Below are 23,007 nucleotides of genomic sequence, written 5' to 3'. Positions count from 1 at the left end.
GGTACGGTGGGTAGTGGTTCCAGCGTATCGGCGGCAGTTGGCAAAAGTTGAAGGGGAGCGCCGGAAACGAAACCCGCGTATTCGATCAGTGGTGGGTCATACCGGCGTCAGCACCGCCTCGCCGCGGAAATGTCTGCCGATGTTTTCCAGGAACAGGCTTAGGGACTGCTCCAGCGCTTGCGGCGACGCACCGCCAACATGCGGCGTCAGCGTCACGTTATCGAGGTTGAGCAAGGCCTTGGGCGGCTCTGGCTCGCTTTCGTAGACATCCAGGGCTGCGCCGCGAATCTGCTTGCCGCGCAGCGCCAGGGCAAGCGCGTCGGTGTCCAGGACGCTGCCACGTGCGACGTTGACCAGATAGCCATTGGAGCCCAGTGCTTCGAGTACCCGGCCATTGACCATATGGTGCGTAGCCGCGCCGCCGGGCACGGCGACGACGAGGCAGTCGGCCCACTCCGCCAGTGCCACGATGTCATCGAAGTACTGGTAGGGACTTTCGGCTTTGACGCTGCGCTTGTGATAGCCAATTTCCATGTCGAAGGCCGTGGCACGCTTGGCAAGCTGCTCGCCGATCGCCCCCAGGCCCAGCAACCCGAGGCGTTTGCCGCTGACGTTATCCGTCATGGGCAATGCGTCGCGCCAGACGCCGGCGCGGCAGGCCATGTCCAACCGACGAATATCGCGGATCTGGGCGAGCAGAAGCGCCATTGCATGATCCGCGACACAGATGGCATTCGTTCCTGCGCCGTTGCTGACGCTGATCTGGCGATCACGCGCAGCGTCGAGATCGACCTTCTCGTAACCCACGCCCAGTGTGGCTATAAACGAGAGCTTCGGCATGCGGGCAATTTCATCAGCCGTAAGGCCGATGATGCCAATGGTCAGGACGGCATCGATCTCCCCCGCGTGTGCCTCTATGGCCTTCTGACGGCTCTCCGCATCCGGCGCGTAGAGCGTGTCGTACCGCTCGCTGATGCGCGCGAGGCTCTCGGCCGACAAGGAATTGAGAATCAGCAGACGCGGTTTCATGCAAGATGACCTCCAGATGGCGTTGACCGGAGTCTATGGACTGCTGGGCCAGGATGCACGTTCAGGGTGATCTCGCTGCCGCGATCATTCGCCTGCGGCCAGACGCTTCAGAATCAGTCGTTCCAGATCCTGCTCCCAATCGTCCAGCTTGCGGACTTCCTGCCAGCGGCTCTTGAGCTGCGGAATGCCGTTGAGCAGGCTGATGATCTGCTCGGTAAGGCCTTTTGGGTTGGGGTGCTTGTGACGGTCGGGGAGCGAAAGCTGGATGAGTGCCGCGTATTGGCGCTGGAGTTCGATGATTTCCTCACAGCCTTCGCGCGGCAGATGGCGCACTTCGATGGTGGCCAGGAAGTACCAGGCAGCGCGCTCGGTCTGGTAATCCAGATGATGGCGAATCAGGACCGATAGGGGCGTTACGCGTGAGCTTGCTCGATACAATGCATCGCGGGCGCTCTCGATAAGCTCGTCATAGCCATCCTCGATGAGCTCCCGAAGCAGGCTTTCCTTGCTATCGATATGGGCGTACAGCGACCCTGCCTGCAGGCCAAGCTCGCTTGCAAGCTGGCGAAGGCCCACAGCGTGGTAACCCCGCTCGGCAAACTGCCTGAGCGCCACCTCCTTGAGGCGATCGCGGACAGGACGCATGTCGTCCGAGGGCAGGGCCGTCAGCATGTCTCGATCTCCTCGAATATTGTTCTTGTCACGTCAGGATACTCGGCACGCGACCGGTTCTATCGCCCCTATTGTAGGGCCCGCGCCTATGGCGTTGGCAACGGGCCATGGTGAGGCGACGTGCGGCGGACGCGTACGGCTACATCGCACTTAGACCAAACGGATCGAAAAGGGGGCTGGAGCGGTGCGACACTGCCGGAAGCCTGACGAGGCCGCCGGCAGTGTCGTTCACATCCCGCTGCTGGCTACGACATAAAGGCCGAAGCTGATGGGTAAACCCGCCAGTGCAGCGATCAGGCTGGCGTCAGTCATGCGGGAGACCCATTCCTTCGAACTGATACGGCGATGCCGTGCCAGGGAGAAGGTCTGGTGACCGCATATGATCCAGCCCATGAGTATCATCCCCAGGATCGGGGCCCAGAAAATGGCTGCAGCATCCACGTCGTGTTCCTCCTTCGATCGACGCAAACCCTGATTACCTGCCGCGATGATTCCACGCTGAACGCCCGCGGCGATGCGTCAGCGACTACGGTGTGCCAGCCTCCTGCGCCAGCGATCGCTTAACTGCGAACGGCGAACTCCAGCGGGATGCGAGACACGCCGCGAGAGAGGCAAAAACCAGCCCCTCCCGCGGTGCGCTAGATTGCCAAGCGGCCGTTGGCCGCGCAATTGGGTATTCAGCATTTGAAACAAAGACGTAATGGAGCGCTGTTCGCCCGTCTGGCGGCTCAACGGATCATCGCTGCCTCAGGACAGGTCTATCCGTCAGACATTACGACCGAAGAAGTGGAGTACACGACCATGACGCTTGACGAACTGAAGACCAAGGCCAAGAACGGCGAGCTGGAGGAGATACACCTCGTTTCGCTGGAAGGCGGGTCCTACGCCGTGCACGGCGTCGTCGGTGGCAACCCATCGCCGGTGTACGGCGCGGATGGCGAAACCCTGCAGCTTGGGTCCATCGACGAAGCGAAGAAGCACCTCGCCAGCATCTCGGACATCCCGTCCTTTCTCGTTCAATCGGCGGTCTACGACGAAATGGTCGGGCAGCCTTCCGAGAACGTTACATCGCGCGAGCCGGTATCACTGCGCAAGAACATGTGAGGCCGATTCGGCCTCGAGGTAGGGCGCGAGCACCCGCAAGGCGTGCTCGACGTAGCTGTCCTTCTCTCCAACCGGCGCCACATAGCGCAGCGCGTCGGCACAGGCGCCAAGCCCACCCACCCGCGCAATCACCCAGGCAGCCAGGTAAACGGATGACAGGCAGCCGCCCGCTGTGGCTACATTTCCGCTTGCATGGAAGGGCCGGCCGATCACCTCCACACCTGCGTCCAGCACCCAGGGCCGGGTCGTGAGGTCGGTGCATGTGGGGATCTGATCCAGCAGGCCCAGCTTTGCGAGTACCAGTGCGCCCGAACATTGCGAGCCGATCAACTGGCGCGACGGATCCAGGTCAAGCCCTCCCATGATGCCGACGTCACGCACCACATCCCGAGTGTGAATACCGCTTCCAACCAGCACTACGTCTGCCTCGTTGGCAAATTCCAGGCGCTGCTGGGAATGAATACGAACGCCATTCATCGATGTGACCGAATGGGTAGGACTGGTGATTGCGACCTCCCAGCCGCAACGTGCCATCCGGTTGAGAATGCCGGAGGCAATGAACGAATCGAGCTCGTTGAAGCCCTCGAACGTCAATATGGCGATACGCATGTGTGCAACTTCCCTGTGGCAATCACGTGATGGTGCCGCATGCGATGTGGCGCGTCCCGGTACAGTGGCCGGCCAAGTGAGCGATACAGCCGACGCGTCTAGGCTACCGTTTCGGCCACCTGGCAAACGTCGATCCACGTGCCGTTGACCAGTTCAGCCATCCGCTCTGGCGTGATGCGCACGGCGCTGTGGATAGCACCGGCGGCCGGCAGGACTTCATCGTAGGCCTTGAGGGATTCGTCCAGGTAGATGGGCAGGTCCGTGGCGAGGCCAAAGGGGCAGACGCCACCCACCGGGTGGCTGGTGAGGGTTACGACGGTCTCGGCATCGAGCATCTTGGCCTTGGCGCCAAACGCTTCCTTCATCTTGCGGTTGTCCATTCGCGCATCGCCGCGGGCAACGATCAGGACATTACGGTCACCGACGCGAAAGGCGAGCGTCTTGGCGATCTGGCCGGGTTCGACACCGTGCGCCTCGGCTGCAAGTGCGACCGTCGCGGTGCTGGTCTCGAGTTCGATGACCGTGATGTCCGGTGCATGGTGGGAAAAGAACGTACGGACGGATTCAAGGCTCATGTCAGGCTCCTTTGCAGAGCGGTCATGCTTGGCGCACCGTCCCTGAGTGTCAAGGGCGCGCTCGCGCCTGGGCATCACGCAGACGCTTGAAACTCTCCCGAGCCTTGTCCACGATGGCATCGTCGGTTTGTTCGCTGAAGGCCATGTAAAGCCGAGTAATCAATCCGGGAACGGGAGACACCGCACGGAGTGCGGAGAAGTCCACGTTGGCCTCTGCGCATAACGCACGAGCCTCGCTTTCCGGCATCGGAATCAAGTCGACTTGTCCACTCAATAGCTTGCGAAGATTCTCACTCTCCTGGGCGGATGGGACCAGTCGCGTGAATCCCCGTTGAGCGAGGTACTGGTGCTGCATGCCATCTCGGGTGACTCCGATTCGGTAGCCCGCGGCATCCTCGAGCGATGTTATCGAGATATCCGGGCGCGTGCTCATGGCATAGAAGATGGGTTCAATAGACACATACTCGCCGACCCATTTGAATCGGTCCTCGCGCTTAGGCGTCCGAGCTATCAAATAGATCAATACGTTGGGGCGCTGTAGTGCAATGTCGTATGCCCGTGCCCATGGGTACAGGCTGATTTCATATTCGTTCAAGCCGGCCTCCTTGAGCATGGAGACCGCGAAATCCGTTGCTGGGCCGCTGACCGTGCGCCCTACGGCATAGGCGAACGATGATCTTTCGGTGACGACCGTAATGCGGTCTGCGTAGCTTGGCGTTATCACCACGACGAGGAACAGGCCCAACAGCGTTTTTAATCGGAACATGGGTAGGCTCTTGTTTTTACCAGGCAACTTTATTGCGGCCCGACTGCTTGGCGCGGTAGAGGGCTTGATCGGCCACATTCAATAGCTGATCGAAATGGTCCATGGCGCAAAGGTCCAGCTGTGCCACGCCAATGCTCAATGTGACATGGGGTGCAATCTGAGACGCCTCGTGGGGAAGCGCTCTTTCGGCCATCAGCGTGAGCACCCGCTCGGCGGCTTGGGACGCCTGATTGCGATCCATGCCGGGGAGCAAAATCGCGAACTCCTCACCCCCAAGACGTGCAACCATTTCGCCGGCTCGGCTGAATGCTTTCTTTAGCAGCTGGGCGACATCCTGCAGGCATTTGTCACCACAGGCATGGCCATAGAAGTCGTTATAGGCCTTGAAGAAATCGACGTCGCAGATGAGCACGCTCAGGGGCTGCCGGCCGCGTAACGCACGCCTGAACTCCATTTCCTTCACATCATCGAAATCGCGGCGGTTGGCCAGGCCGGTCAAGGGATCGATGCGCGATAGCTCCTCGAGACGCGCATTGGCAGCCATCAGCTCCTCGGTTCGCGCCGCAACGAGCTCGCTGAGGTGGTCACGATGAGCAGCCAGGTCCTTTTCGTACTCGTGTTGCTGTTCAAGGTGGGTGGCGAGGTTGGTCTGCACGGCATTGACGCCGGCCTCCAACTGAGTCAACTCGTCACGAAGGCCAAGCGCTCGGTCGAGTCGGAGCCGCGAACCCAGGTTTTCCGGTGACAGCTGGCTTAGGTGCCGGGCGATGTGCCGGACATGGACCGTCACCGAGCGGTTGAACATCCACATGATCAAGCCTGCAAGCAGCAATGCCTGGATGATCTGGGCTAACAGGATACTAAGCAGGTCTTTCGCCAGCCGCTCATGCAGCAGGGCCTGGTCTCCGTCGAGCTCTAGAGTCCCCACGCATTCCGTACCACCTGGATAGGGCGCGAAGGTCAGCTCACGTCGTAGAGCGAGGAATTGCGTGTCGTTGGTAGCGCTAGTCTTGGAGCGAATGATGACGGTCGGCTCTCGCCCGGTATGGAAGATTCGTAGTTCCACCCGGCCAATGGGCGCAGCATGCGCAACGCTATCCAACTGCGACGTTAGCGCGTCGGTGTCCATGTCCCAGATCGCCTTGGCCAATGTGGCCTGGAACACCTGGTCGATCAGCGCAAGCTCATCTTTCATATTCTGCATATGCGTCTGCCAGGCGAACCAGCCGCGAGCGCCTACCGTCACGACGGCAAATAGCAAACAGAAGCCCAGCGTGGCCACTACCAGTCGGCGGCCGATTGAATTCCGGGAAGGAAACGGCGCGGTCTGTGCTATTTCGGTCGCAGTGCGCTCGCGGGTCATAGCCATTTACGGACAATCGCCTCAAACCGGCCGCTCTCGTGCAGGTTGCGCAAGGCCACACGGAAGCGCTCGACGGTACTGTCGGAGGTGGATCGGCTGAAGGCGATATTCAGGCCTGAGCCGGGCGCCAGGTCAGGCAACGCCAGCACTTCATGCAGGGTGCGATTAGGGTTATCCCCATGCGCTCGTGCCAAATGGCGCGCGTTCAGTTCGTTGGATATCCACAGGTCCACGCGGCCCTGCTAAAGCTTTTCGTAGTTGAGTTCGTGCCTGACGCTCGACTGCAAACCACTGCCAACTTGAAAACCGCGCTCGGTCAGATATTGCTCTCCGACGTCCTGCTTGACCGTCGCGATTTGATAGGGCATCGCCTGGTCAAGCGTTTGCAGAGCCAAGGGGCGGCTCGCTGCGCTGTAGAGGTACCAGCGCATCGGCGCGACCATACCCACCCACTTGAATTGCGACTCGCGTTCAGGCGTGCGCGCGATGGAGTAGATCATCACGTTTTCGCCGTGCAGTGCCGTGTCGTATGCCCGGGCCCATGGCATTGCTTGGAATGTTGCGTCAATGCCGACGTCGGCGAGCACGGCTTTCACCACTTCTGTACTCATGCCGGTGAGCTTGCCGTCTACCGTCATGTTGTACGGTGGCAGCTCTTCGGTGACGATCTGGATGGAGTGCGCCTGGGCTTGTGCGACCAGCATCGCATTAGCCAACAACAGCACGCGCAGGCAGAAACGAATAAACGTCATGAGTAAGCCGTGTGGATGAAGAAAGCGTAGATCTTGAGCCGTTGGACGGCGCCTTTGCAGCGGATCCGAAGTGGCTATCTGATAGCAAAGCGTACCGAGATCGGATGCATGCATCTAGGCTGTCGGCCGACGTACGAATTGATAGACACCGCTGGTCGATTGCCGGCCGAAGCATTGGCGTCAAGCTTACATACGCCGTGAGCCGCCCGCCTGCCGGATAGCAGAGACGTGAACATCAGGCCATTGAACCAGTCGCCTCCAGCATGATCGGAGGCTAGTGCTCAACTGACGGAGAATCTTGATGACAACAGGGCTTAAGGGGCTGGCATTCACCGCGTTGTGCCTGGCAGCTGGCGCCGTTTCGGCGGCCGATGCGCCACCGCCCAGCGATTGCCCGAGCGTGCAGGCTGGCAAGTGCTTTACCGACCTCTCGACCGGTATCCGCATGGCCTATGTCGAGATCGGGCCGAAGGACGGCAAGAGCCTGATTCTCCTGCACGGCCTCACCGACAGCTCCCGCTCCTGGGCCGAGACCATGGCGCAGATTCATGAGAAGGATCCGTCCCTGCATGTCATCGCGGTCGACCAGCGTGGCCATGGTGCTGCGTCCATGCCGGACGAAAAGCAGTGCGCGAAAGACCCCAAGGCCTGTTTCGCCCCCAAGCAGTTCGCAGACGACCTGATCGCTTTCATGGACGCCAAGGGGCTGGAGAAAAGCGCCGTCGCCGGTCATTCGATGGGCTCGCTGATTGCCCAGGAGCTGGCGCTGGATCACCCTGATCGCATCACGGCGGCGGTGCTGATCGCGTCCACTGCATCTTCCAAGGGCAACTCGGTCTTGCAACAGTACGTGCTGGACGAGCCGGTGAAGGGCAGCTGGCAAAAGGCGCTGGCGGAGAAGGGTGTGAAAAGCCCTGAAGCCGTCTACAACGCAACGCCTCTGGAGGCCGACCCCGACATCCAGATGTGGCTGGCCGAAAGCTGGGTCGTTTCGCCCTACGCCAACAGCGGCCTGGTGCAGGCGATCGCCAACGAGACGGCACAGGTGAAGATCGGTACCTGGACCGGCGCCACCGAAGCCCTACTGGACTATGACAACCGTGAGCGCTTGGCCGGGCTCAAGGTGCCGACCCTGGCGCTGTGGGGCACCCAGGACACTATCTTCATGCGTAGCCCAGATCAGAAAGGCCTCATTGACGCGCTGGCCAAGGCACACGATAGCAACGGAACGCCAACCTACTGGAAGCAGTACGGCACCCAGCCGCTGCCCGACACCGGCCTGCAGGTCGGGGATCTGGGCCACAACCTGCAGTGGGAAGCACCTGCGGCCGTGGCGAACGACATCGTCTCCTTCCTCAAGACCGGCAAGCCTACCAAGGATCAGGTCAAGGCCGGATCGAGCGAAGACGGCTCGAGCGCGCAAGTCACGCCAAATGCGGCCGAGATCATCGGCAAGCCATAGCCCTCTTTGTCATGACGTAAGGCGGATTCCCAAAGGGTTTCCGCCTTTTTTATTGTTCGCTTCAATCGCGGGATGCCCGTGTAACCGCCAAGCCTGCTCGGACCTCGATTACCGTGTTGACCGCAGGGCGAGTTGATCGCTCGATCCATCCATCACCAAGGCTTCGAAATCCCGAGTAACGGGGTCGGACTTGGTCAAAATTTGTGCTAATCTCCGCGCCCCGTAAAAGCCCTGTTGATCAAAAAATATGCAAGCCGCCAAGCAGCTGTTCGACTATCCCAAGTACTGGGCCGAATGCTTCGGTCCCGCACCCTTCCTGCCGATGAGCCGGGCGGAAATGGACCTGCTTGGCTGGGATTCCTGTGACGTCATCATCGTTACCGGGGATGCGTATGTGGATCACCCGTCCTTCGGCATGGCCATCATCGGCCGTTTGCTCGAGGCGCAGGGCTTTCGCGTCGGGATCATTGCGCAGCCGGATTGGCAGTCCAAAGACGACTTCATGAAGCTCGGCAAGCCGAACCTGTTCTTCGGGGTCGCGGCCGGCAACATGGATTCGATGATCAACCGCTACACGGCCGACCGTAAGATCCGTTCCGACGATGCCTACACGCCCGGCGGTTTGGCCGGCAAGCGCCCGGACCGTGCATCCATGGTCTACAGTCAGCGCTGCCGGGAAGCCTATAAGGGCGTACCGATCGTGCTCGGCGGCATCGAGGCCTCCCTGCGCCGCATCGCGCACTACGATTACTGGCAGGACAAGGTTCGCCATTCGATCCTGATGGACGCCAAGGCCGACATCCTCCTGTACGGCAACGCCGAGCGCGCCATCGTCGAAGTGGCCCAGCGGCTAGCCGCAGGTGAGCCCATCGAATCGATCACTGACATGCGCGGCACCGCGTTCGTCCGCCGTGATACGCCCGAAGGCTGGTTCGAGCTGGATTCCACCCGCATCGACCGCCCCGGCAAGATCGACAAGATCATCAACCCCTACGTGAACACGCAGGACACCGAAGCCTGCGCCATCGAGCAGGCCAACGGGCCCGCCGAAGATCCGAACGAGCCCAAGGTCGTGCAGCTGCTGCCCAGCCCAAAGCTCACCCGGGAAAAGACCGTCATCCGCCTGCCGTCCTATGAGAAGGTCAAGTCGGACCCCGTTCTCTACGCCCACGCCAACCGCGTGCTGCACCTGGAGACCAATCCGGGCAACGCCCGCGCGATGGTCCAGCGCCACGGCGAGCAGGACGTCTGGTTCAATCCGCCGCCCATCCCGCTGACCACCGAAGAGATGGACTACGTCTTCGGCCTGCCGTACGCGCGCGTCCCGCACCCCGAGTACAAGGGCGAGAAGATCCCGGCGTACGACATGATTCGCTTTTCGGTGAACATCATGCGTGGCTGCTTTGGCGGCTGCACCTTCTGCTCGATCACGGAGCACGAAGGCCGCATCATCCAGAACCGCTCGGAAGAGTCGATCATCCGCGAGATCGAAGAGATCCGCGACAAGGTGCCCGGCTTTACCGGCGTCATCTCCGACCTGGGCGGCCCGACCGCCAACATGTACCGCATCGCGTGCAAGGACCCGGAGATCGAGAAGCACTGCCGCAAACCCTCGTGCGTGTGGCCGGGCATCTGCGAGAACCTCAACACCGATCACTCCGCGCTGATACAGCTGTATCGCTCGGCGCGTGCCCTGCCGGGCGTAAAGAAAATCCTCATCGCCTCCGGCCTGCGCTATGACCTCGCCGTCGAGTCGCCCGAGTACGTGAAGGAGCTCGTCACCCACCACGTGGGTGGCTATCTCAAGATCGCGCCGGAGCACACCGAGGAAGGGCCGCTAGGCAAGATGATGAAGCCCGGCATCGGCAGCTACGACCGCTTCAAGCAGATGTTCGAGAAGTACACGAAGGAGGCGGGCAAGGAGCAATACCTGATCCCGTACTTCATCGCGGCGCACCCGGGCACCACCGACGAGGACATGATGAACCTCGCGCTGTGGCTCAAGCGCAACGGCTTCCGCGCGGATCAGGTCCAGGCCTTCTATCCATCGCCCATGGCCACCGCCACGGCGATGTACCACAGCAAGAAGAACCCGCTGCGCAAGGTGACCTACAAGAGCGACGACGTCGTCATCGTGAAGGGCGAACGTCAGCGCCGCCTGCACAAGGCCTTCCTGCGCTATCACGACCCGAAGAACTGGCCGATGCTGCGCGAGGCGCTGAAAGACATGGGCCGCGCGGACCTCATCGGCCCGGCGAAGCATCAGCTCATTCCCGCGACCCAGCCAGTGGGCGATGGCGGCTACCAGAGCGCCCGTCGCAAGAATTCCACCCCGGTGGGCAGCAAGAAGGTCGGCGCAGCGGGCCGCATCCAGACCCAGCACACCGGCTTGCCACCACGCGCCTCCGACGGCAGCAAACCGTGGGACAAGCGTGAGCAGGCCAAAGCCGAAGCCTTCGCCAAGGGCCAGCAGGAAAAGCGCAGACCCAAACCCGGCAAAGCCCCCAAACGCCCCGTCGCTCCGCGTTAACAGTGGTCAGAGGCTCCGACGCTTCCGTCGGAGCCCAGCAATTGGGGGTAGGGTGGGTTAGCGCAGCGTAACCCACCGCCTGCATCCGCAATGAACCAACCCAACGCAACCCATCCGTAGGGTGGATAACCGCGACGCGTTATCCTCGCCCCGGGTTCGGCCGCGCACCCATTCGTTGCCCGCACCGCATCGGTGGATAAGCCTGCGCCGTTATCCACCCGACGACCCAGCTGCTGTAGGGTGGGTTAGCGCAGCGTAACCCACCACCTGCCCACGCAATGAGCCCCGCCCACCACATGCAGGCGGCCCCTCCAACATCCTGTGCGCAGGCCTGTTCCGATCGCCGGGGTTCACATAACCGCCCCCCGCAACAATCAATTCCCTTCACACCCCACTGCACCGCCCAAATCCACCGCAACTGTCCGATACACGCGGCCTCCGGCTCCGCTATCCTCTCCCACATACATCGACGGCATTGGTTTCACACCCGTCCGGCCTGATAGTATTTTCAGCGTGCGGCAACAAACCAAACCGCATCACCTTTACATGTCGTGGGAAGTGAATCGTGAGCAGCGAAATCGATTGGAGCAAACTGGGGTTCGATTACATCAAGACGGATCTGCGTTATCTGTCGGTCTGGCGTGAAGGCGCCTGGCAGGCAGGCAAGCTGACCGAAGACAACGTCCTCCACATCAGCGAAGGCTCCACGGCGCTCCACTACGGCCAGCAGTGCTTCGAAGGCCTCAAGGCCTACCGCTGCAAAGACGGCTCCATCAACCTGTTCCGCCCCGACCAGAACGCCCTGCGCATGCAGCGCAGCTGCGATCGCCTGCTCATGCCGGGCGTCCCCACCGACATGTTCATCGAGGCCTGCCAGCAGGTCGTCAAGGCCAACGAACGCTTCATCCCGCCTTACGGCTCGGGCGGCGCCCTCTACCTGCGCCCCTTCGTCATCGGCGTGGGTGACAACATCGGCGTGCGTACCGCGCCTGAGTTCATCTTCTCCGTGTTCTGCATCCCGGTTGGCCCGTACTTCAAGGGCGGCATGACCCCGCACAAGTTCGCCGTCTCCGGCTACGACCGCGCCGCCCCGAATGGCACCGGCGCCGCCAAGGTCGGTGGCAACTACGCCGCCAGCCTCATGCCCGGCCTGGACGCCAAGAAGCGTGGCTTCGCCGACGCCATCTACCTGGACCCGGTCACCCACCGCAAGATCGAAGAAGTCGGCTCCGCCAACCTTTTCGCCATCACCCACGACGACAAGTTCATCACGCCCAAGTCCGCCTCCGTGCTGCCAGGCATCACCCGCCTGTCCCTGATGCAACTCGCGAAAGAGCGCCTGGGCCTAGAAGTCATCGAAGGTGACGTCTATATCGACGCGCTCGATCAATACAAGGAAGCCGGCGCCTGCGGCACCGCCGCCGTCATCACACCCATCGGCGGTATCGAGCACAAAGGCAAGCTGCACGTCTTCTACAGCGAAACCGAGGTCGGCCCCGTTACCCAGAAGCTCTACGACGAACTGATCGGCATCCAGACTGGTACCGTCGAAGCGCCAGAAGGTTGGATCGTTAAGGTCTGATCTCACCAAGCGGGACGCCATACGAAAACGCCGTGAGCCTTCGGGCCACGGCGTTTTTTATTGGGCATTGGTTTAGGTAGGCAGGCAGGTAGAAGATAGATGCGGCGTACCTAGCATTACCTGAGCCTAAAGTAATGATCAGGCTGCCGTCTACCCCTGTGAATGGCACATTGGTCGATCCAAAATTCGCTTAATGGCGAATGGCTACATCGGTGATGTATAACGCCCTTATACCGTCATGGCCGTGTTCAAGTCCCTAGGAATCGGAGGGTGACGCTCCGCCATGGAATATTATCTGCAGACGGGTCCGGCGTGTTATGCGTCAGGTGACGTCTGATTATAGTTAGAGATCACGGCAATGGATGTGCTATCACACAAACTCCTGGCGAGACCAGGCACTGATACCGGAGCAACCACTACGCAAGAGCGGTTATCGGTTGATTTCCTCATTGACGGCACATCTCTACTTACAAGCATCGTAAAATTTGATGGTGGTCACGATGACTTTATGGGTTGCTTGGTACGCGGTTTCCCGAAGCAAAACGCTCAAGCAGTGGGGCGGCTCACGTGTGTGGCTTCTCCAGACTCAGAATCGGGAAGAGTCCTCCTATACGTTTGCCCAGAGTGCGGGGATATTGGCTGCGGTGCATACAGTGCTTTCGTTGAGCGTACTGGTGGCAACTACGTCTGGCGAGACTTTGCATATGAAAATGGCTATGAAGATCCAAGGCCAATTTCAGGCGTTGGCCCATATACATTAGAACTTAATCAATATGAGGTAGAGGTGTATTGTGCAGGTGCCCTCTAACAATGCGCCAAAATCGCTCGTTTCACTCGCTGGGACCGGCAAATCCGGCCGCTTAGCTTAATCGTTAGCCAACAGATGGAGACTCCGCGGCATGGATAACATCGAGTTTTTCAACCGATTCACGCTAGCACTGTTGGAGCATCTTTACTCCCAGTTTCCTACACCCACCGAGATAGACACCCTAACCATTGCCTCGAAAGCTATGCCAGACAACGTTGATGCAGATTGCATATCTAATTTTTTATGTTCTACCGACGACGCAGTGATTTTCTTGGCTGAGGAAGGGTTTCTAACGTGCAAGGGCACGTATCTTGAAGGTGGTAAGTTTCTGCAAGTTCGGCTAACTGCAAAAGGTTTAGCAGCATTAGGCAGCACGCCAGAATCACTTGGCTCAAAAGAACCATTGATTTCACGCATAAGAAAAGCTCTTGCCAACGGTACTAAAGAGGCCACATCCGAAACTGTTCGGCAGCTTACGCAACAAGCTATTTCTGCTGCAATACTAGCCGTACCGGCTATAACATCTCAGCTGACGCGCTGATCGGCTAACAATGCGCTTAAATCGCTCACTTCGTTAGCTGGGACCGGCTAAGGCGGGCCCCTTAGCTTACTTGTTAGCTCTTTAGTCGCATATATCTTGAATAATTAAGCCAAGCTAAAGGAATAAATTTAGAGAATGAGTATTCGTAAAGAGATCACCGAGGTGTTCACACCGAGACAAGGAGAAGTGAATACCAAAATGTACGTTGATAGGCCTTTACATGAGAGATCTCTAACGAGGGCCTTAAAAAGAAACTCGCATACGTTGCTCTTCGGTGATAGTGGAAATGGAAAATCATGGCTTTACAAAAAAGTCATGAAAGAGAACGGGATACCCTACGTCGTTGCCAACTGTGCCAACGCGTCAAGGATGAAATCCATTACGCAGGAAGTATGCAACTGCCTGGTAGAGCCAGGAACGGTTACCAAATTAGGGTTCAGCGAAGAGAAAGCAGCCGAGGTAAGCGCATATTTTGCCAAAGGAGGCGTGAAGCACAGTGGAAACTATGATGTGAGCCAAGAGGAGCCTTTACTCAAGGCTTTTAAGATGTTCTCTGGAACGACACCGGATAGAAAAATAATAGTGCTGGACAACCTAGAGTCAATATTTAACTCGAAAGAGCTTATGGATGAGCTGGCAGATATTGTCATATTGCTAGATGATGATCGCTACGCGTCATGCAACATAAACATTTTAATAGTAGGCGTGCCAAATGGGGTCCTTCAATATTTTAGTGAGACGAAGAATCTAGAATCGGTCTCCAACCGGATACAGGAGGTCGAAAAGGTTGCTAGTCTAGATTCTGGCCAAGTTATGGAAATCATAAGAAAAGGCTTTGATCAGTTATCTATCAAGATCACCGGGCAAACGTTGATAGATTTATCAGACCATGTGTGGGATGTAACGCTGGGGATTGCTCAACGCGTGCATGAATATTGTGAGTGCCTAGCTTATGAAATCGAGGATAATGCCTGGAAGTTTGATAAAGCACTTCTGCAAAAGGCTGATCTGTCTTGGTTGAAGCAGGGTCTTCGGCAAAGCTACCATGTAATAGAGACTCACCTCAACAGCAGAGAAACAGCCGTCGCGAGACGAAATCAAGTTATATACTGTATTGCGAAGATTCGGCAGCATCAGTTTGACTCTAACGATATCGATGCGCTAATTAGGAAGGAGTTTCCTACGACTATTCCAGAAACAAATATGGGTATTGGGTCGATACTAGGAGAGCTGGCAAAAGGCGATTCACCGTTATTGAATAGAAATGACAGAAACAATTCATATTCAGTGAGAGATCCTCGTTATCTCATGTGTATTAGAGTTGCACTATATAAAGATCAGGTTTCCGAGAAAGTTGTTAAAAAACAGTTCTCGAGATAAACGAAAAAGTCGCTCAAAGTCGACGCCGAAAAGCGGCGCGCTTTAGCGGAGCGTTAGGCAAACATATGGCCCGCGTACAGCTATTAGAGATTAATCTCCGAAGGAAAGAAAAAGGGGGCACCCATTAGCCGGCCAGGCGTCAAGACTCAAAGCAATCCGCTTTGCTTTTTAATGGCAGAGTTTCTCCAGTGCCGAACCTGATGGGCCGTCCCGGTCGAGACCGAAAAAGGGGACAGATTTATTTTTCTAATGCCGCCGCGGTCGAGCAACAGAATCTGCCTCATCAAACTGCCAAAAGTGCGCCTGTCAGCTAGCGCGGCCGTAGCGCCACTGGCAGCGCCTACTCAAGTATTCCGTGAACAATTTCACCTTCAGTGTGAGCGCGTAGCGGTCGCGTAGGCAGAGTTAGTAGTCCAGCGGGGCGGCTATTGCTCGCCTGCGTGTGCGTGAATTGCTGGAGAACAGTCCGCCAGTCACTACCGGCCACGTGTGGCTTCGCTCAAGCCTCACCGGGGCATTTGCCATCCATACGACCACCCGTCATCCCACTTTTGAAACCGGCCCAACCCTGTGCTTGAGTCTGAAAAGATTTGTTTCAAGTAAGACTGATGTCATGCATATCCGCTATGCATGGCTTCACAGCTGTCCGTTCCATGCGCTCACGCGGTGAGCGTACGTTCGGTGTCTCGTAGCATGCTGTGATGGATGTCGTATCGCTCCGGTGCTTCACCTGATCTTGCCTGGCGAATATTCCTACGTTGCTGCGCGCCTTTTTGCATTCGTGCTCACAGGTCGCTCATCTAAGGTTGCGCCATGGAATATCTGCATCAGGTTCTGAATCAGTCGCCCGAGCTCGCGTTGTTCCTGTCACTGGCGATCGGGTATTGGGTCGGCAGCATTCAGTTCGGCAAATTCCAGCTCGGCGGTGTGGCCGGGTCATTGCTCGCGGCGGTAGTGATCAGCCAAGTCGGGATTGCCATCGACAACGGCATCAAGTCGGTCCTGTTTGCACTGTTCATTTACGCAGTGGGGTTCGAGAGCGGGCCGCAGTTCTTTCGCTCACTTGGGCGGCAGTCGCTACGGGAGATCGTGCTGGCAGCAGTGATGGCGCTCAGCGGGCTGGCGACGGTTGTGGTGGCGGCCAAGCTCATGGACCTCGACAAGGGCTTGGCGGCCGGTATTGCCGCGGGCTCGATGACGCAGTCCGCGATCATCGGTACGGCCAGTGCGGCGATCGCGAAGCTGGATTTGCCGCTGGATCAGATCCAGGCGCTTCAGGGCAACGTCGCCGTGGGCTACGCCGTCACGTACATCTTCGGTTCCTTCGGCGCGATCATCATGTGCGTGAACGTGCTGCCGTGGTTCATGAAGCGTTCGATTCGAGACGATGCAACCAAGGCCGAGGCCGAGCTGTTGGCTGGCGCGCGGGTGTACGGGCCGGGTGAGCAACCGGCGATCCCTCCGCTGGTGGGCCGTATTTACCGTGTCGAGCGCGCCGCTGGCAAAACGGTGGAGCAGCTCGAAGCGCTTCACCAGAGCGATGACCAGACGGCGCTGACGGTCGAACGCATCAAGCGTGGTGGGGCTCTAGTAGGTGTTGCGCCGGACACTGTGCTGCAGCCGGATGACGTCGTGCTGGTCGTGGGGCGTCGCGCCGGTGTCGTCGCGATCGCAGAACAGCTCGGCGCGGAATTGCAGTCCTACCCGGACATGGATGTGGTTGTGGTCCAGCGGGACATCACCATTGACAATCCCGCCTTCGTCAACCGCAGCGTGGCCGAGATCCGCCAGGAAGCCAACCGGACCCTGCGCCACGGCGTGTATGTGGTGGAGGTCAAGCGTGGCGGCCGGCCGATAGCGTTGCAGCCCGATACGGTGATCGCCTCAGGCGACATGGTTACGCTCTATGGCACGCCTGATGACATTCAGCGCGTTGCCAAGCAAGTCGGCTCCATCATTGTGCCGAGCGACAAGACCGACTTTGTCTTCCACGGCTTCGGCCTTGCGGTGGGCCTGCTCATCGGGATGATTGTGATTCGGCTGGGGGCCGTTCCGCTCACGCTGGGCAGCGGCGGCGGCGCGCTGATTGCGGGGCTGGCGTTCGGCTGGTATCGCAGCCGGCACATGACCCGCGGCAATTTGCCGACACCGGCCTCGACGCTGCTGCGCGATCTGGGTCTTGCGGGCTTCGTTGCGGTGGTGGGCCTTCAGTCCGGGCGCCAGGCGGTGGAAACCATCGCCACGCAGGGCATATCCATCTTCCTCGTTGGCGTGGTGGTCTGCATTGTCCCCATCGTTATCGCCATCCTGGTCGGGCGCTACATCCTGCGCTACGACAACCTGGCGATCTTCGCCGGCGCCGTATCCGGTGCGCGCAGCGCCAACCCTGCGTTCGGGGAAGTCCTCGACAAGGCAGGCAACTCGATTCCGACCGTTCCATTCGCCGTGACCTACGCCCTGGCCAACGTGTTTCTCACGTTGCTAGGACCACTGGTCGTGGCATTCGCCTAACGTCAGGGGATACGTAATGAGCAACGAGCAAGCGCAGAACGAGGATTACGCACAGTACGCCAAGCTGAGCCCGTTCGAGCTCAAGGACGAACTCATCAAGCTGGCGTCGGGCACCGAGAATCGGTTGATGCTCAACGCCGGACGCGGCAACCCCAACTTTCTATCGACCTTGCCTCGCCGCGCCTTCTTCCGGCTGGGCTTGTTCGCCACATCCGAGGCGGAGCTTTCGTATTCCTACATGCCGCACGGGGTAGGGGGCTTGCCGCAGATCGCTGGCATCGAAGCGCGCTTCGAGCGCTATACGGCGGAGCACCGGGACCAGCCCGGCGTGCTTTTTCTCGCCAAATGCCTGAGCTACGTGCGGGATCAGCTCGGGCTGTCTGCCTCGGCGTTTCTGCACGAGATGGTCGAGGGAATCCTGGGGGCGAACTATCCCGTTCCACCGCGCATGCTGCGGGTGTCCGAAGAGGTGGTGCGCCAATACATCGTCAAGGAGATGATCGGCGGTTTCATTCCGGCCGGCACCATCGACCTGTTTGCGGTCGAGGGCGGGACGGCGGCGATGACGTACATCTTCCATTCGTTGCAGCAGAACGGCTTGCTGAAGCGGGGTGACAGGGTCGCGATCGGCATGCCGGCCTTCACGCCGTATATCGAGATTCCCGAGCTGGAAGAGTTTGGCCTGGAGCAGGTCCATATCGACGCCGACCCGCACGCCAACTGGCAGTACCCCGACGCCGAACTGGACAAGCTCAAGGATCCGGCAATCAAGATCTTCTTCTGCATCAACCCGAGCAATCCGGCGTCCGTGAAGATGGATGACCGCAGCCTCGAGAGCGTGGCGCGCATCGTCAGCGAATCCCGCCCGGACCTGTTCATCCTCACGGACGACGTGTACGGCACGTTCGCGGACGACTTCCGTTCGCTGTTCGCCACCTGCCCGCGCAATACGATGCTGGTGTATTCGTTCTCGAAATACTTCGGCGCCACCGGCTGGCGGCTGGGTGTGATCGCCGCGCACAAGGACAGCGTTTTCGACGAGGCGCTCGAGGCGTTGCCCGAAGAGATGAAGGCCTCGCTGGATGCTCGCTACGGTACGTTGCTGCCGGACGTGCGGAGCCTGAAGTTCATCGACCGCATCGTGGCGGACAGCCGCACGGTCGCCCTCAATCACACCGCCGGGCTGTCGACACCGCAGCAGGTGCAGATGGTGCTGTTCTCGCTGTTCGCACTGATGGACGAAAGCGACGGCTACAAGGCCGAGTTGAAGAAACTGGTGCGTAGGCGGGAAGCGGCGCTGTATCGCGAATTGGGCGTTGCGCCCGAGCGCGACCCGAATGCCGTCGATTACTACACCCTGCTCGACCTGGAAGATCTCGCTCGCAAGCTCTACGGCGACGACTTCGCCGTTTGGGTGAAGGCCAAGTTCAGCAGCGGCGACCTCCTGTTCCGGATCGCCAAGGAGACCGGCATCGTACTGCTGCCCGGCAAGGGCTTCGGTACCAAGCAGCCAGCCGCCCGCGTGTCCTTGGCCAACCTCAACGAATACGAATACGCCAATATCGGTCGCTCGCTGAGGGCGATGGCGGATCAGTATTTTCATGAGTTCGAGGGGGAGGGTGGTGCCAAACGTTGAGGCGTGAATCAGCATGACCCAATGAATGAACGCCGCGCGCCAGTGGCCGCGGTGTTTTATCGTCCGGTCGGAGGTCAGCGTCGGCTATCGGATTCCACCTTGAACTTGGGTGAAACCCAGGCAGCGGGGCTGGTGCTGCATCAGTATGCGGAGTGCTGTGGTCCAACTGTACGTCCAAGCCGAACTTCCGAAGATCGGCTTGTTTCAGTTCCGGACCCTAGGAGAATGCATGGCTACTGACAGTGACTTCGTCGAATACGTCAAAGAGCAGGCGGGTTTGGGCAGCCGTCTGACATCCAGGAAGATGTTCGGTGAATACACGCTCTACCTTGACGAAAAGGTCGTCGCCGTTGCCTGCGACAACAGCGTGTTCATCAAACCCTCCCCTGCGCTGGCCGCGCTTGCCCCTGATCTGCCTCGCCGGCCACCCTATCCGCGCGCTAAGGACTATGCCTTGGCCGACGAGTTGCTGGACGACACCACTGCACTCCGCAAGCTTATTACCGAGACAGCAGCGCACATGCCGGCAGCCAAGCGCGGCAAGTCCCGCAAAGCCTGACGCAGCGGGCGTGAAAGTGAGCCTTGACCGAGAATTCGTCCAGGACAACGGGATGCATGCGACGATGAACCAGAAGCAATCGGGAGCGACCTCACTTGAACGGCCCACATCCAACGAATCCGCACCCTATGGCAGGCTTTCCGCAGGTCTGCTTCATCAAGAATACCGTCAAGAACCTTAATATCATTGTCGGGGATTACAGCTACTACGATGACCCGGACGATTCCGAGAACTTCGAGCGCAATGTGCTCTACCACTTTCCCTTCATTGGGGACCGGTTGATCATCGGCAAATTCTGCGCGATCGCCCGTGGCGTCAAGTTCATCATGAATGGCGCCAACCACAAGACGTCCGGGATCTCGACCTACCCCTTCCAGATCTTCGGAAACGGGTGGGAGAAGGTCATGCCTCAACCGGGCGATCTGCCGTACAAGGGCGATACCGTTATCGGCAATGATGTCTGGATCGGCTATGACTGCCTGATCATGCCTGGTGTGAACATCGGCAACGGCGCCATCATCTCGTCGCGATCAGTAGTCGTTTCGGACGTGCCACCCTACGCGGTGGTAGGCGGCAATCCGGCGAAGGTCATCAAGCAGCGATTCGCACCCGAGACCGTTGCCGTACTCGAAGCCGTTGCGTGGTGGGACTGGCCGATCGAGAAGATCACAGAGTGTTTGCCCCTCATCGTGTCCGCAGACGTTGAGGCGCTCGAAGCGTGTTCTGAAAAATGACGACTCGTTTCGAGGCAATGCGGGATCGGTACACAACCGTACTCGATGGGCAGAATCAAAACGTTGGTTAGGCTGAAGGCGCCAGAAAGATGAAAGGAACGGTCGCTTCATGGAAGGACGATAAAGGCTTTGGTTTCATCCGGCCGGATGACGGAGGCGAGCAGGTCTTCTTTCACATTTCGAGTGTGAAGAAGGCCACCCGAAAACCGCAGGTTGGTGATCCGGTGGTATTCGAGGTTGGGCACGATGCGCAAGGCCGGCCACGAGCGGCGCGTGTGCTTCTTGAAGGGGTCGCGCTGGCGAAGCCGGGCTATGCAGCTGGGCCGCGCATAGTGACTGAGCCCGTCAGAAAGGATTGGGTCGATTACACGGGCTATCTGATGGTGGCAGTCCTGGCCGCAGTTTCCATTGCGATCTACCTGAGGGCGGGCTCCGCCGTTCAAGTGGCAGTGCCGGGCGCGTTGGCCGTTCTGCTGTTTGTTTTCGTCACAGGCAGAAAGAAGACGCCTGCGAACAAACAGTTCTCCTGCGCGAAATGCCGTTCGGTTTCCAGGCATGACCATAGGACCATACTTGCGTGGAACAGGGGGCGTGATCGCCTATATTGCGCAGCCTGTCATCACGCGTGGCTGCGCCAACAGCCGTCGGCATCGAGGCAGGGTTCAAGCGCCCAAGCGGCAGGGCGATCCGGGTGCTTGGGGCTGTTTATGGTTCTCGCGTCTGCTCCGATCGTATGCGCCGTAACCGCCGTAATGTGGTTTGCCTGAGGGGATTCGCATCAGCGGCCCCACACTTTCTTCTTGATAGGACGAACATGGAACGATCGCGCTGTCAGGCTTTGCGCCCTTCTTTTTCTTTTCGCCAGCGACCCGGCAATAGGCTGGGCTTCATCTCATCGGTTGTAGTCACTGTGCTCTTCGGTGGGCTGGGCCCGCTGCTGGGAGGGGCGGGCCTCGCGTTCGCTGGCGAGCGTTCAGCCCGCCAACCTACGGACTTCATTCCTGATGGCTACGTCGTTTTCGAAGCGTCGAAAGGTGACTTGAACAAGGATGGTCGTGAGGACCATGTGTTCGTCATCAAGGGCACGGACAAGAGCCAATGGGTCAGCGACGAATATCGAGGGGATCTGGACCGCAATCGCAGGGGGTTGATCATCGCGTTTGCAGAGGGCGATGAGTATCGACTGGCCCTCCGTAACCTGGATTGCTTCTCCTCTGACCAGGAGGATGGTGGCGTGTACTTCCCACCGGACCTGGCAGTAGCGGTACAAAAGGGGAACCTTGTGGTGAGTTATCTCCACGGCCGGTACGGCTACTGGTCATATACCTTTCGTTACCAGCATGGCGGTTTCGAGTTGATAGGGTACGACGACAGCGAGAACTTCGGGCCGATCATAAAGCGTCAGACCAGCATCAACTTTTCTACAGCCAGGATGCTTACCCGCGAGAACGTGAATCCCGATGACGATGGCGGCAAGGAGCGGTTCGAGGAGCATTGGTCGTCATTCAAGCGTGCTCGATTCATTCAGCTTGCAGATATCCGCGACTTCGATGGGCTTCATAAAACCGCGCTTTTAGCGCGGGTAAAGTGAGTCGTTCAATACTGTAAGCGTCTCCTATTGCGTAGTGCGATCTTCCGCCCGCTGGCAGGACACGCCCCATCAGAACCCAGTCCCCCAGACGGAAGTACGCGCTGAGCGCGCTGTACACAGGTGCATCCCCCATCGCTTTCGAGTGCTCATCGGAGCTGCTGCATGGGCTCCTATCAAGATGAAGTCTCTACCCACGACGTTCACTCGCATGTAACCGGACTGCCCGATCATGCGCGGAGCGAGTCTGCCACCTATGCTGCGTGCCAGACTCTCGGTCCATGCCCACCTGATAGAGCCAAGCGATAATGGAATTCACGATTGTCGAGAGGCTGCGCATACAGCGTCGGCGGCTGTTGCGCAGCTATGTGGTGCATGTGGTGTGGTTCTCGGCGATGATCATCTCCGCCGCGCTGCAAGCGACCAGAATGGCCCTGGTCGTCTCGATAGTGCTGGCGCTGGTGACCGTTGTTCCTGTGATTGCCTACGCACACCTCGTGCACCGGACCTGCAGGGCTATCGACCCTGGGGCCAAGACGATTGGCCTGGTGCCGATGATCATCATGACGGTGATGTTCACACCTTTCGAGTCAGGGCTCGTGGTGCCTGCCAAGAATCTTGTGGTATCGGGCAGATTGTTGAAGCGGCTGAATGCCGCTGCGGCGGCCAACGAGTCGTCTGCGTTACGGGGGAAGGCGGTGCGGCCCGTTGCAGGCCCTACCTGACTGCCTTGGAACCGGAAGGCCAGGTCCGCATTGCCTTTTGATCCTTCGTATCGCTGCTGATCTGACGGCGGGAACCCACGC

At 59.0% G+C, this 23,007-nt stretch carries 22 protein-coding genes; 13 read left to right on the top strand and 9 right to left on the bottom strand.

The window, feature by feature from the left end:
• Nucleotides 1-96: 96 nt before the first annotated feature.
• The 3 genes from ACY8D3_RS15955 to ACY8D3_RS15945 form a co-directional block, all read right to left on the bottom strand.
• On the bottom strand, nt 97-1,029 hold the full coding sequence (locus ACY8D3_RS15955) for a 2-hydroxyacid dehydrogenase (protein ID WP_462379784.1): 933 nt from the start codon (nt 1,027-1,029) through the stop codon (nt 97-99).
• A gap of 84 nt (nt 1,030-1,113) precedes the next feature.
• Nucleotides 1,114-1,701 carry a TetR/AcrR family transcriptional regulator gene (locus ACY8D3_RS15950; protein ID WP_462379783.1) on the bottom strand — a complete coding sequence of 196 codons (588 nt, stop codon included), beginning with the start codon at nt 1,699-1,701 and terminating at the stop codon, nt 1,114-1,116.
• Between the two features lie 228 nt (nt 1,702-1,929).
• Nucleotides 1,930-2,142, bottom strand: a complete 213-nt coding sequence (locus tag ACY8D3_RS15945) for a hypothetical protein (protein WP_462379782.1) — start codon at nt 2,140-2,142, stop codon at nt 1,930-1,932.
• Nucleotides 2,143-2,385: 243 nt separating this feature from the next.
• Between ACY8D3_RS15945 and ACY8D3_RS15940 the strand changes: the two genes are divergently transcribed.
• A complete protein-coding gene (locus tag ACY8D3_RS15940; protein ID WP_462379781.1) occupies nt 2,386-2,805 on the top strand; it encodes a DUF6482 family protein in 420 nt (139 codons plus the stop codon).
• Here ACY8D3_RS15940 and ACY8D3_RS15935 read toward each other — a convergent pair.
• The 6 genes from ACY8D3_RS15935 to ACY8D3_RS15910 form a co-directional block, all read right to left on the bottom strand.
• The gene (locus ACY8D3_RS15935; protein ID WP_462379780.1) at nt 2,785-3,414 is read right to left on the bottom strand and encodes a DJ-1/PfpI family protein; all 630 of its coding nucleotides are present in this window, start codon (nt 3,412-3,414) and stop codon (nt 2,785-2,787) included. The two genes, ACY8D3_RS15940 and ACY8D3_RS15935, sit on opposite strands and share 21 nt — an antisense overlap.
• Before the next feature lie 98 nt (nt 3,415-3,512).
• Nucleotides 3,513-3,989, bottom strand: coding sequence for a YbaK/EbsC family protein (locus ACY8D3_RS15930; RefSeq protein WP_462379779.1), 477 nt, complete (start codon nt 3,987-3,989; stop codon nt 3,513-3,515).
• Between the two features lie 49 nt (nt 3,990-4,038).
• Nucleotides 4,039-4,755, bottom strand: a complete 717-nt coding sequence (locus ACY8D3_RS15925) for a substrate-binding periplasmic protein (RefSeq protein ID WP_462379778.1) — start codon at nt 4,753-4,755, stop codon at nt 4,039-4,041.
• Nucleotides 4,756-4,771: 16 nt separating this feature from the next.
• A complete protein-coding gene (locus ACY8D3_RS15920) occupies nt 4,772-6,124 on the bottom strand; it encodes a GGDEF domain-containing protein (RefSeq protein ID WP_462379777.1) in 1,353 nt (450 codons plus the stop codon).
• Entirely contained in the window at nt 6,115-6,351 is a 237-nt protein-coding gene (locus tag ACY8D3_RS15915; protein ID WP_462379776.1) for a hypothetical protein, read from the bottom strand. Before ACY8D3_RS15915 ends, ACY8D3_RS15920 begins: the two co-directional genes overlap by 10 nt.
• Before the next feature lie 9 nt (nt 6,352-6,360).
• The gene (locus ACY8D3_RS15910) at nt 6,361-6,870 is read right to left on the bottom strand and encodes a substrate-binding periplasmic protein (RefSeq protein WP_462379775.1); all 510 of its coding nucleotides are present in this window, start codon (nt 6,868-6,870) and stop codon (nt 6,361-6,363) included.
• 301 nt (nt 6,871-7,171) lie between these two features.
• Here ACY8D3_RS15910 and ACY8D3_RS15905 point away from each other — a divergent pair, with 301 nt between their 5' ends.
• The 12 genes from ACY8D3_RS15905 to ACY8D3_RS15850 all read left to right on the top strand — a co-directional run bounded on the left by ACY8D3_RS15905 (nt 7,172) and on the right by ACY8D3_RS15850 (nt 22,926).
• A complete protein-coding gene (locus tag ACY8D3_RS15905; protein ID WP_462379774.1) occupies nt 7,172-8,332 on the top strand; it encodes an alpha/beta fold hydrolase in 1,161 nt (386 codons plus the stop codon).
• A gap of 247 nt (nt 8,333-8,579) precedes the next feature.
• Nucleotides 8,580-10,862, top strand: a complete 2,283-nt coding sequence (locus tag ACY8D3_RS15900; protein WP_462379772.1) for a YgiQ family radical SAM protein — start codon at nt 8,580-8,582, stop codon at nt 10,860-10,862.
• 565 nt (nt 10,863-11,427) lie between these two features.
• The gene (locus ACY8D3_RS15895; protein WP_462379771.1) at nt 11,428-12,444 is read left to right on the top strand and encodes a branched-chain amino acid aminotransferase; all 1,017 of its coding nucleotides are present in this window, start codon (nt 11,428-11,430) and stop codon (nt 12,442-12,444) included.
• Between the two features lie 899 nt (nt 12,445-13,343).
• The gene (locus ACY8D3_RS15890) at nt 13,344-13,793 is read left to right on the top strand and encodes a hypothetical protein (RefSeq protein WP_462379769.1); all 450 of its coding nucleotides are present in this window, start codon (nt 13,344-13,346) and stop codon (nt 13,791-13,793) included.
• A gap of 135 nt (nt 13,794-13,928) precedes the next feature.
• A complete protein-coding gene (locus ACY8D3_RS15885) occupies nt 13,929-15,173 on the top strand; it encodes an AAA family ATPase (RefSeq protein WP_462379767.1) in 1,245 nt (414 codons plus the stop codon).
• A gap of 813 nt (nt 15,174-15,986) precedes the next feature.
• Nucleotides 15,987-17,684: an aspartate-alanine antiporter gene (aspT, locus tag ACY8D3_RS15880; RefSeq protein WP_462379765.1), complete on the top strand. Its 1,698-nt coding sequence runs from the start codon at nt 15,987-15,989 to the stop codon at nt 17,682-17,684.
• A 16-nt stretch (nt 17,685-17,700) separates the two neighbouring features.
• Nucleotides 17,701-19,320 carry a bifunctional aspartate transaminase/aspartate 4-decarboxylase gene (locus ACY8D3_RS15875; protein ID WP_462379764.1) on the top strand — a complete coding sequence of 540 codons (1,620 nt, stop codon included), beginning with the start codon at nt 17,701-17,703 and terminating at the stop codon, nt 19,318-19,320.
• Between the two features lie 229 nt (nt 19,321-19,549).
• A complete protein-coding gene (locus tag ACY8D3_RS15870) occupies nt 19,550-19,879 on the top strand; it encodes a TfoX/Sxy family protein (protein ID WP_462379763.1) in 330 nt (109 codons plus the stop codon).
• 128 nt (nt 19,880-20,007) lie between these two features.
• Nucleotides 20,008-20,613 carry a Vat family streptogramin A O-acetyltransferase gene (locus ACY8D3_RS15865; RefSeq protein ID WP_462379762.1) on the top strand — a complete coding sequence of 202 codons (606 nt, stop codon included), beginning with the start codon at nt 20,008-20,010 and terminating at the stop codon, nt 20,611-20,613.
• A gap of 89 nt (nt 20,614-20,702) precedes the next feature.
• Nucleotides 20,703-21,380, top strand: a complete 678-nt coding sequence (locus ACY8D3_RS15860; protein ID WP_462379761.1) for a cold shock domain-containing protein — start codon at nt 20,703-20,705, stop codon at nt 21,378-21,380.
• Nucleotides 21,381-21,427: 47 nt separating this feature from the next.
• Entirely contained in the window at nt 21,428-22,204 is a 777-nt protein-coding gene (locus tag ACY8D3_RS15855; RefSeq protein ID WP_462379760.1) for a hypothetical protein, read from the top strand.
• 305 nt (nt 22,205-22,509) lie between these two features.
• Nucleotides 22,510-22,926, top strand: coding sequence for a hypothetical protein (locus tag ACY8D3_RS15850; RefSeq protein WP_462379759.1), 417 nt, complete (start codon nt 22,510-22,512; stop codon nt 22,924-22,926).
• Nucleotides 22,927-23,007 lie beyond the last annotated feature (81 nt).

It is taken from the genome of Pseudomonas sp. Marseille-QA0892 (assembly GCF_054950135.1).
Note: the sequence above shows the minus strand (reverse complement) of the source record. Positions and strands in the feature narration are given on the sequence as shown.

Excerpts from the sequence above, each read along its gene's own strand:
- ACY8D3_RS15955 (WP_462379784.1), bottom strand. The coding sequence starts at position 1,029 with ATGAAACCGCGTCTGCTGATTCTCAATTCCTTGTCGGCCGAGAGCCTC.
- ACY8D3_RS15950 (WP_462379783.1), bottom strand. The coding sequence starts at position 1,701 with ATGCTGACGGCCCTGCCCTCGGACGACATGCGTCCTGTCCGCGATCGC.
- ACY8D3_RS15935 (WP_462379780.1), bottom strand. The coding sequence starts at position 3,414 with ATGCGTATCGCCATATTGACGTTCGAGGGCTTCAACGAGCTCGATTCG.
- ACY8D3_RS15930 (WP_462379779.1), bottom strand. The coding sequence starts at position 3,989 with ATGAGCCTTGAATCCGTCCGTACGTTCTTTTCCCACCATGCACCGGAC.
- ACY8D3_RS15925 (WP_462379778.1), bottom strand. The coding sequence starts at position 4,755 with ATGTTCCGATTAAAAACGCTGTTGGGCCTGTTCCTCGTCGTGGTGATA.
- ACY8D3_RS15920 (WP_462379777.1), bottom strand. The coding sequence starts at position 6,124 with ATGGCTATGACCCGCGAGCGCACTGCGACCGAAATAGCACAGACCGCG.
- ACY8D3_RS15910 (WP_462379775.1), bottom strand. The coding sequence starts at position 6,870 with ATGACGTTTATTCGTTTCTGCCTGCGCGTGCTGTTGTTGGCTAATGCG.
- ACY8D3_RS15905 (WP_462379774.1), top strand. The coding sequence starts at position 7,172 with ATGACAACAGGGCTTAAGGGGCTGGCATTCACCGCGTTGTGCCTGGCA.
- ACY8D3_RS15900 (WP_462379772.1), top strand. The coding sequence starts at position 8,580 with ATGCAAGCCGCCAAGCAGCTGTTCGACTATCCCAAGTACTGGGCCGAA.
- ACY8D3_RS15890 (WP_462379769.1), top strand. The coding sequence starts at position 13,344 with ATGGATAACATCGAGTTTTTCAACCGATTCACGCTAGCACTGTTGGAG.
- ACY8D3_RS15885 (WP_462379767.1), top strand. The coding sequence starts at position 13,929 with ATGAGTATTCGTAAAGAGATCACCGAGGTGTTCACACCGAGACAAGGA.
- aspT (WP_462379765.1), top strand. The coding sequence starts at position 15,987 with ATGGAATATCTGCATCAGGTTCTGAATCAGTCGCCCGAGCTCGCGTTG.
- ACY8D3_RS15875 (WP_462379764.1), top strand. The coding sequence starts at position 17,701 with ATGAGCAACGAGCAAGCGCAGAACGAGGATTACGCACAGTACGCCAAG.
- ACY8D3_RS15870 (WP_462379763.1), top strand. The coding sequence starts at position 19,550 with ATGGCTACTGACAGTGACTTCGTCGAATACGTCAAAGAGCAGGCGGGT.
- ACY8D3_RS15865 (WP_462379762.1), top strand. The coding sequence starts at position 20,008 with ATGGCAGGCTTTCCGCAGGTCTGCTTCATCAAGAATACCGTCAAGAAC.
- ACY8D3_RS15860 (WP_462379761.1), top strand. The coding sequence starts at position 20,703 with ATGAAAGGAACGGTCGCTTCATGGAAGGACGATAAAGGCTTTGGTTTC.
- ACY8D3_RS15855 (WP_462379760.1), top strand. The coding sequence starts at position 21,428 with ATGGAACGATCGCGCTGTCAGGCTTTGCGCCCTTCTTTTTCTTTTCGC.
- ACY8D3_RS15850 (WP_462379759.1), top strand. The coding sequence starts at position 22,510 with ATGGAATTCACGATTGTCGAGAGGCTGCGCATACAGCGTCGGCGGCTG.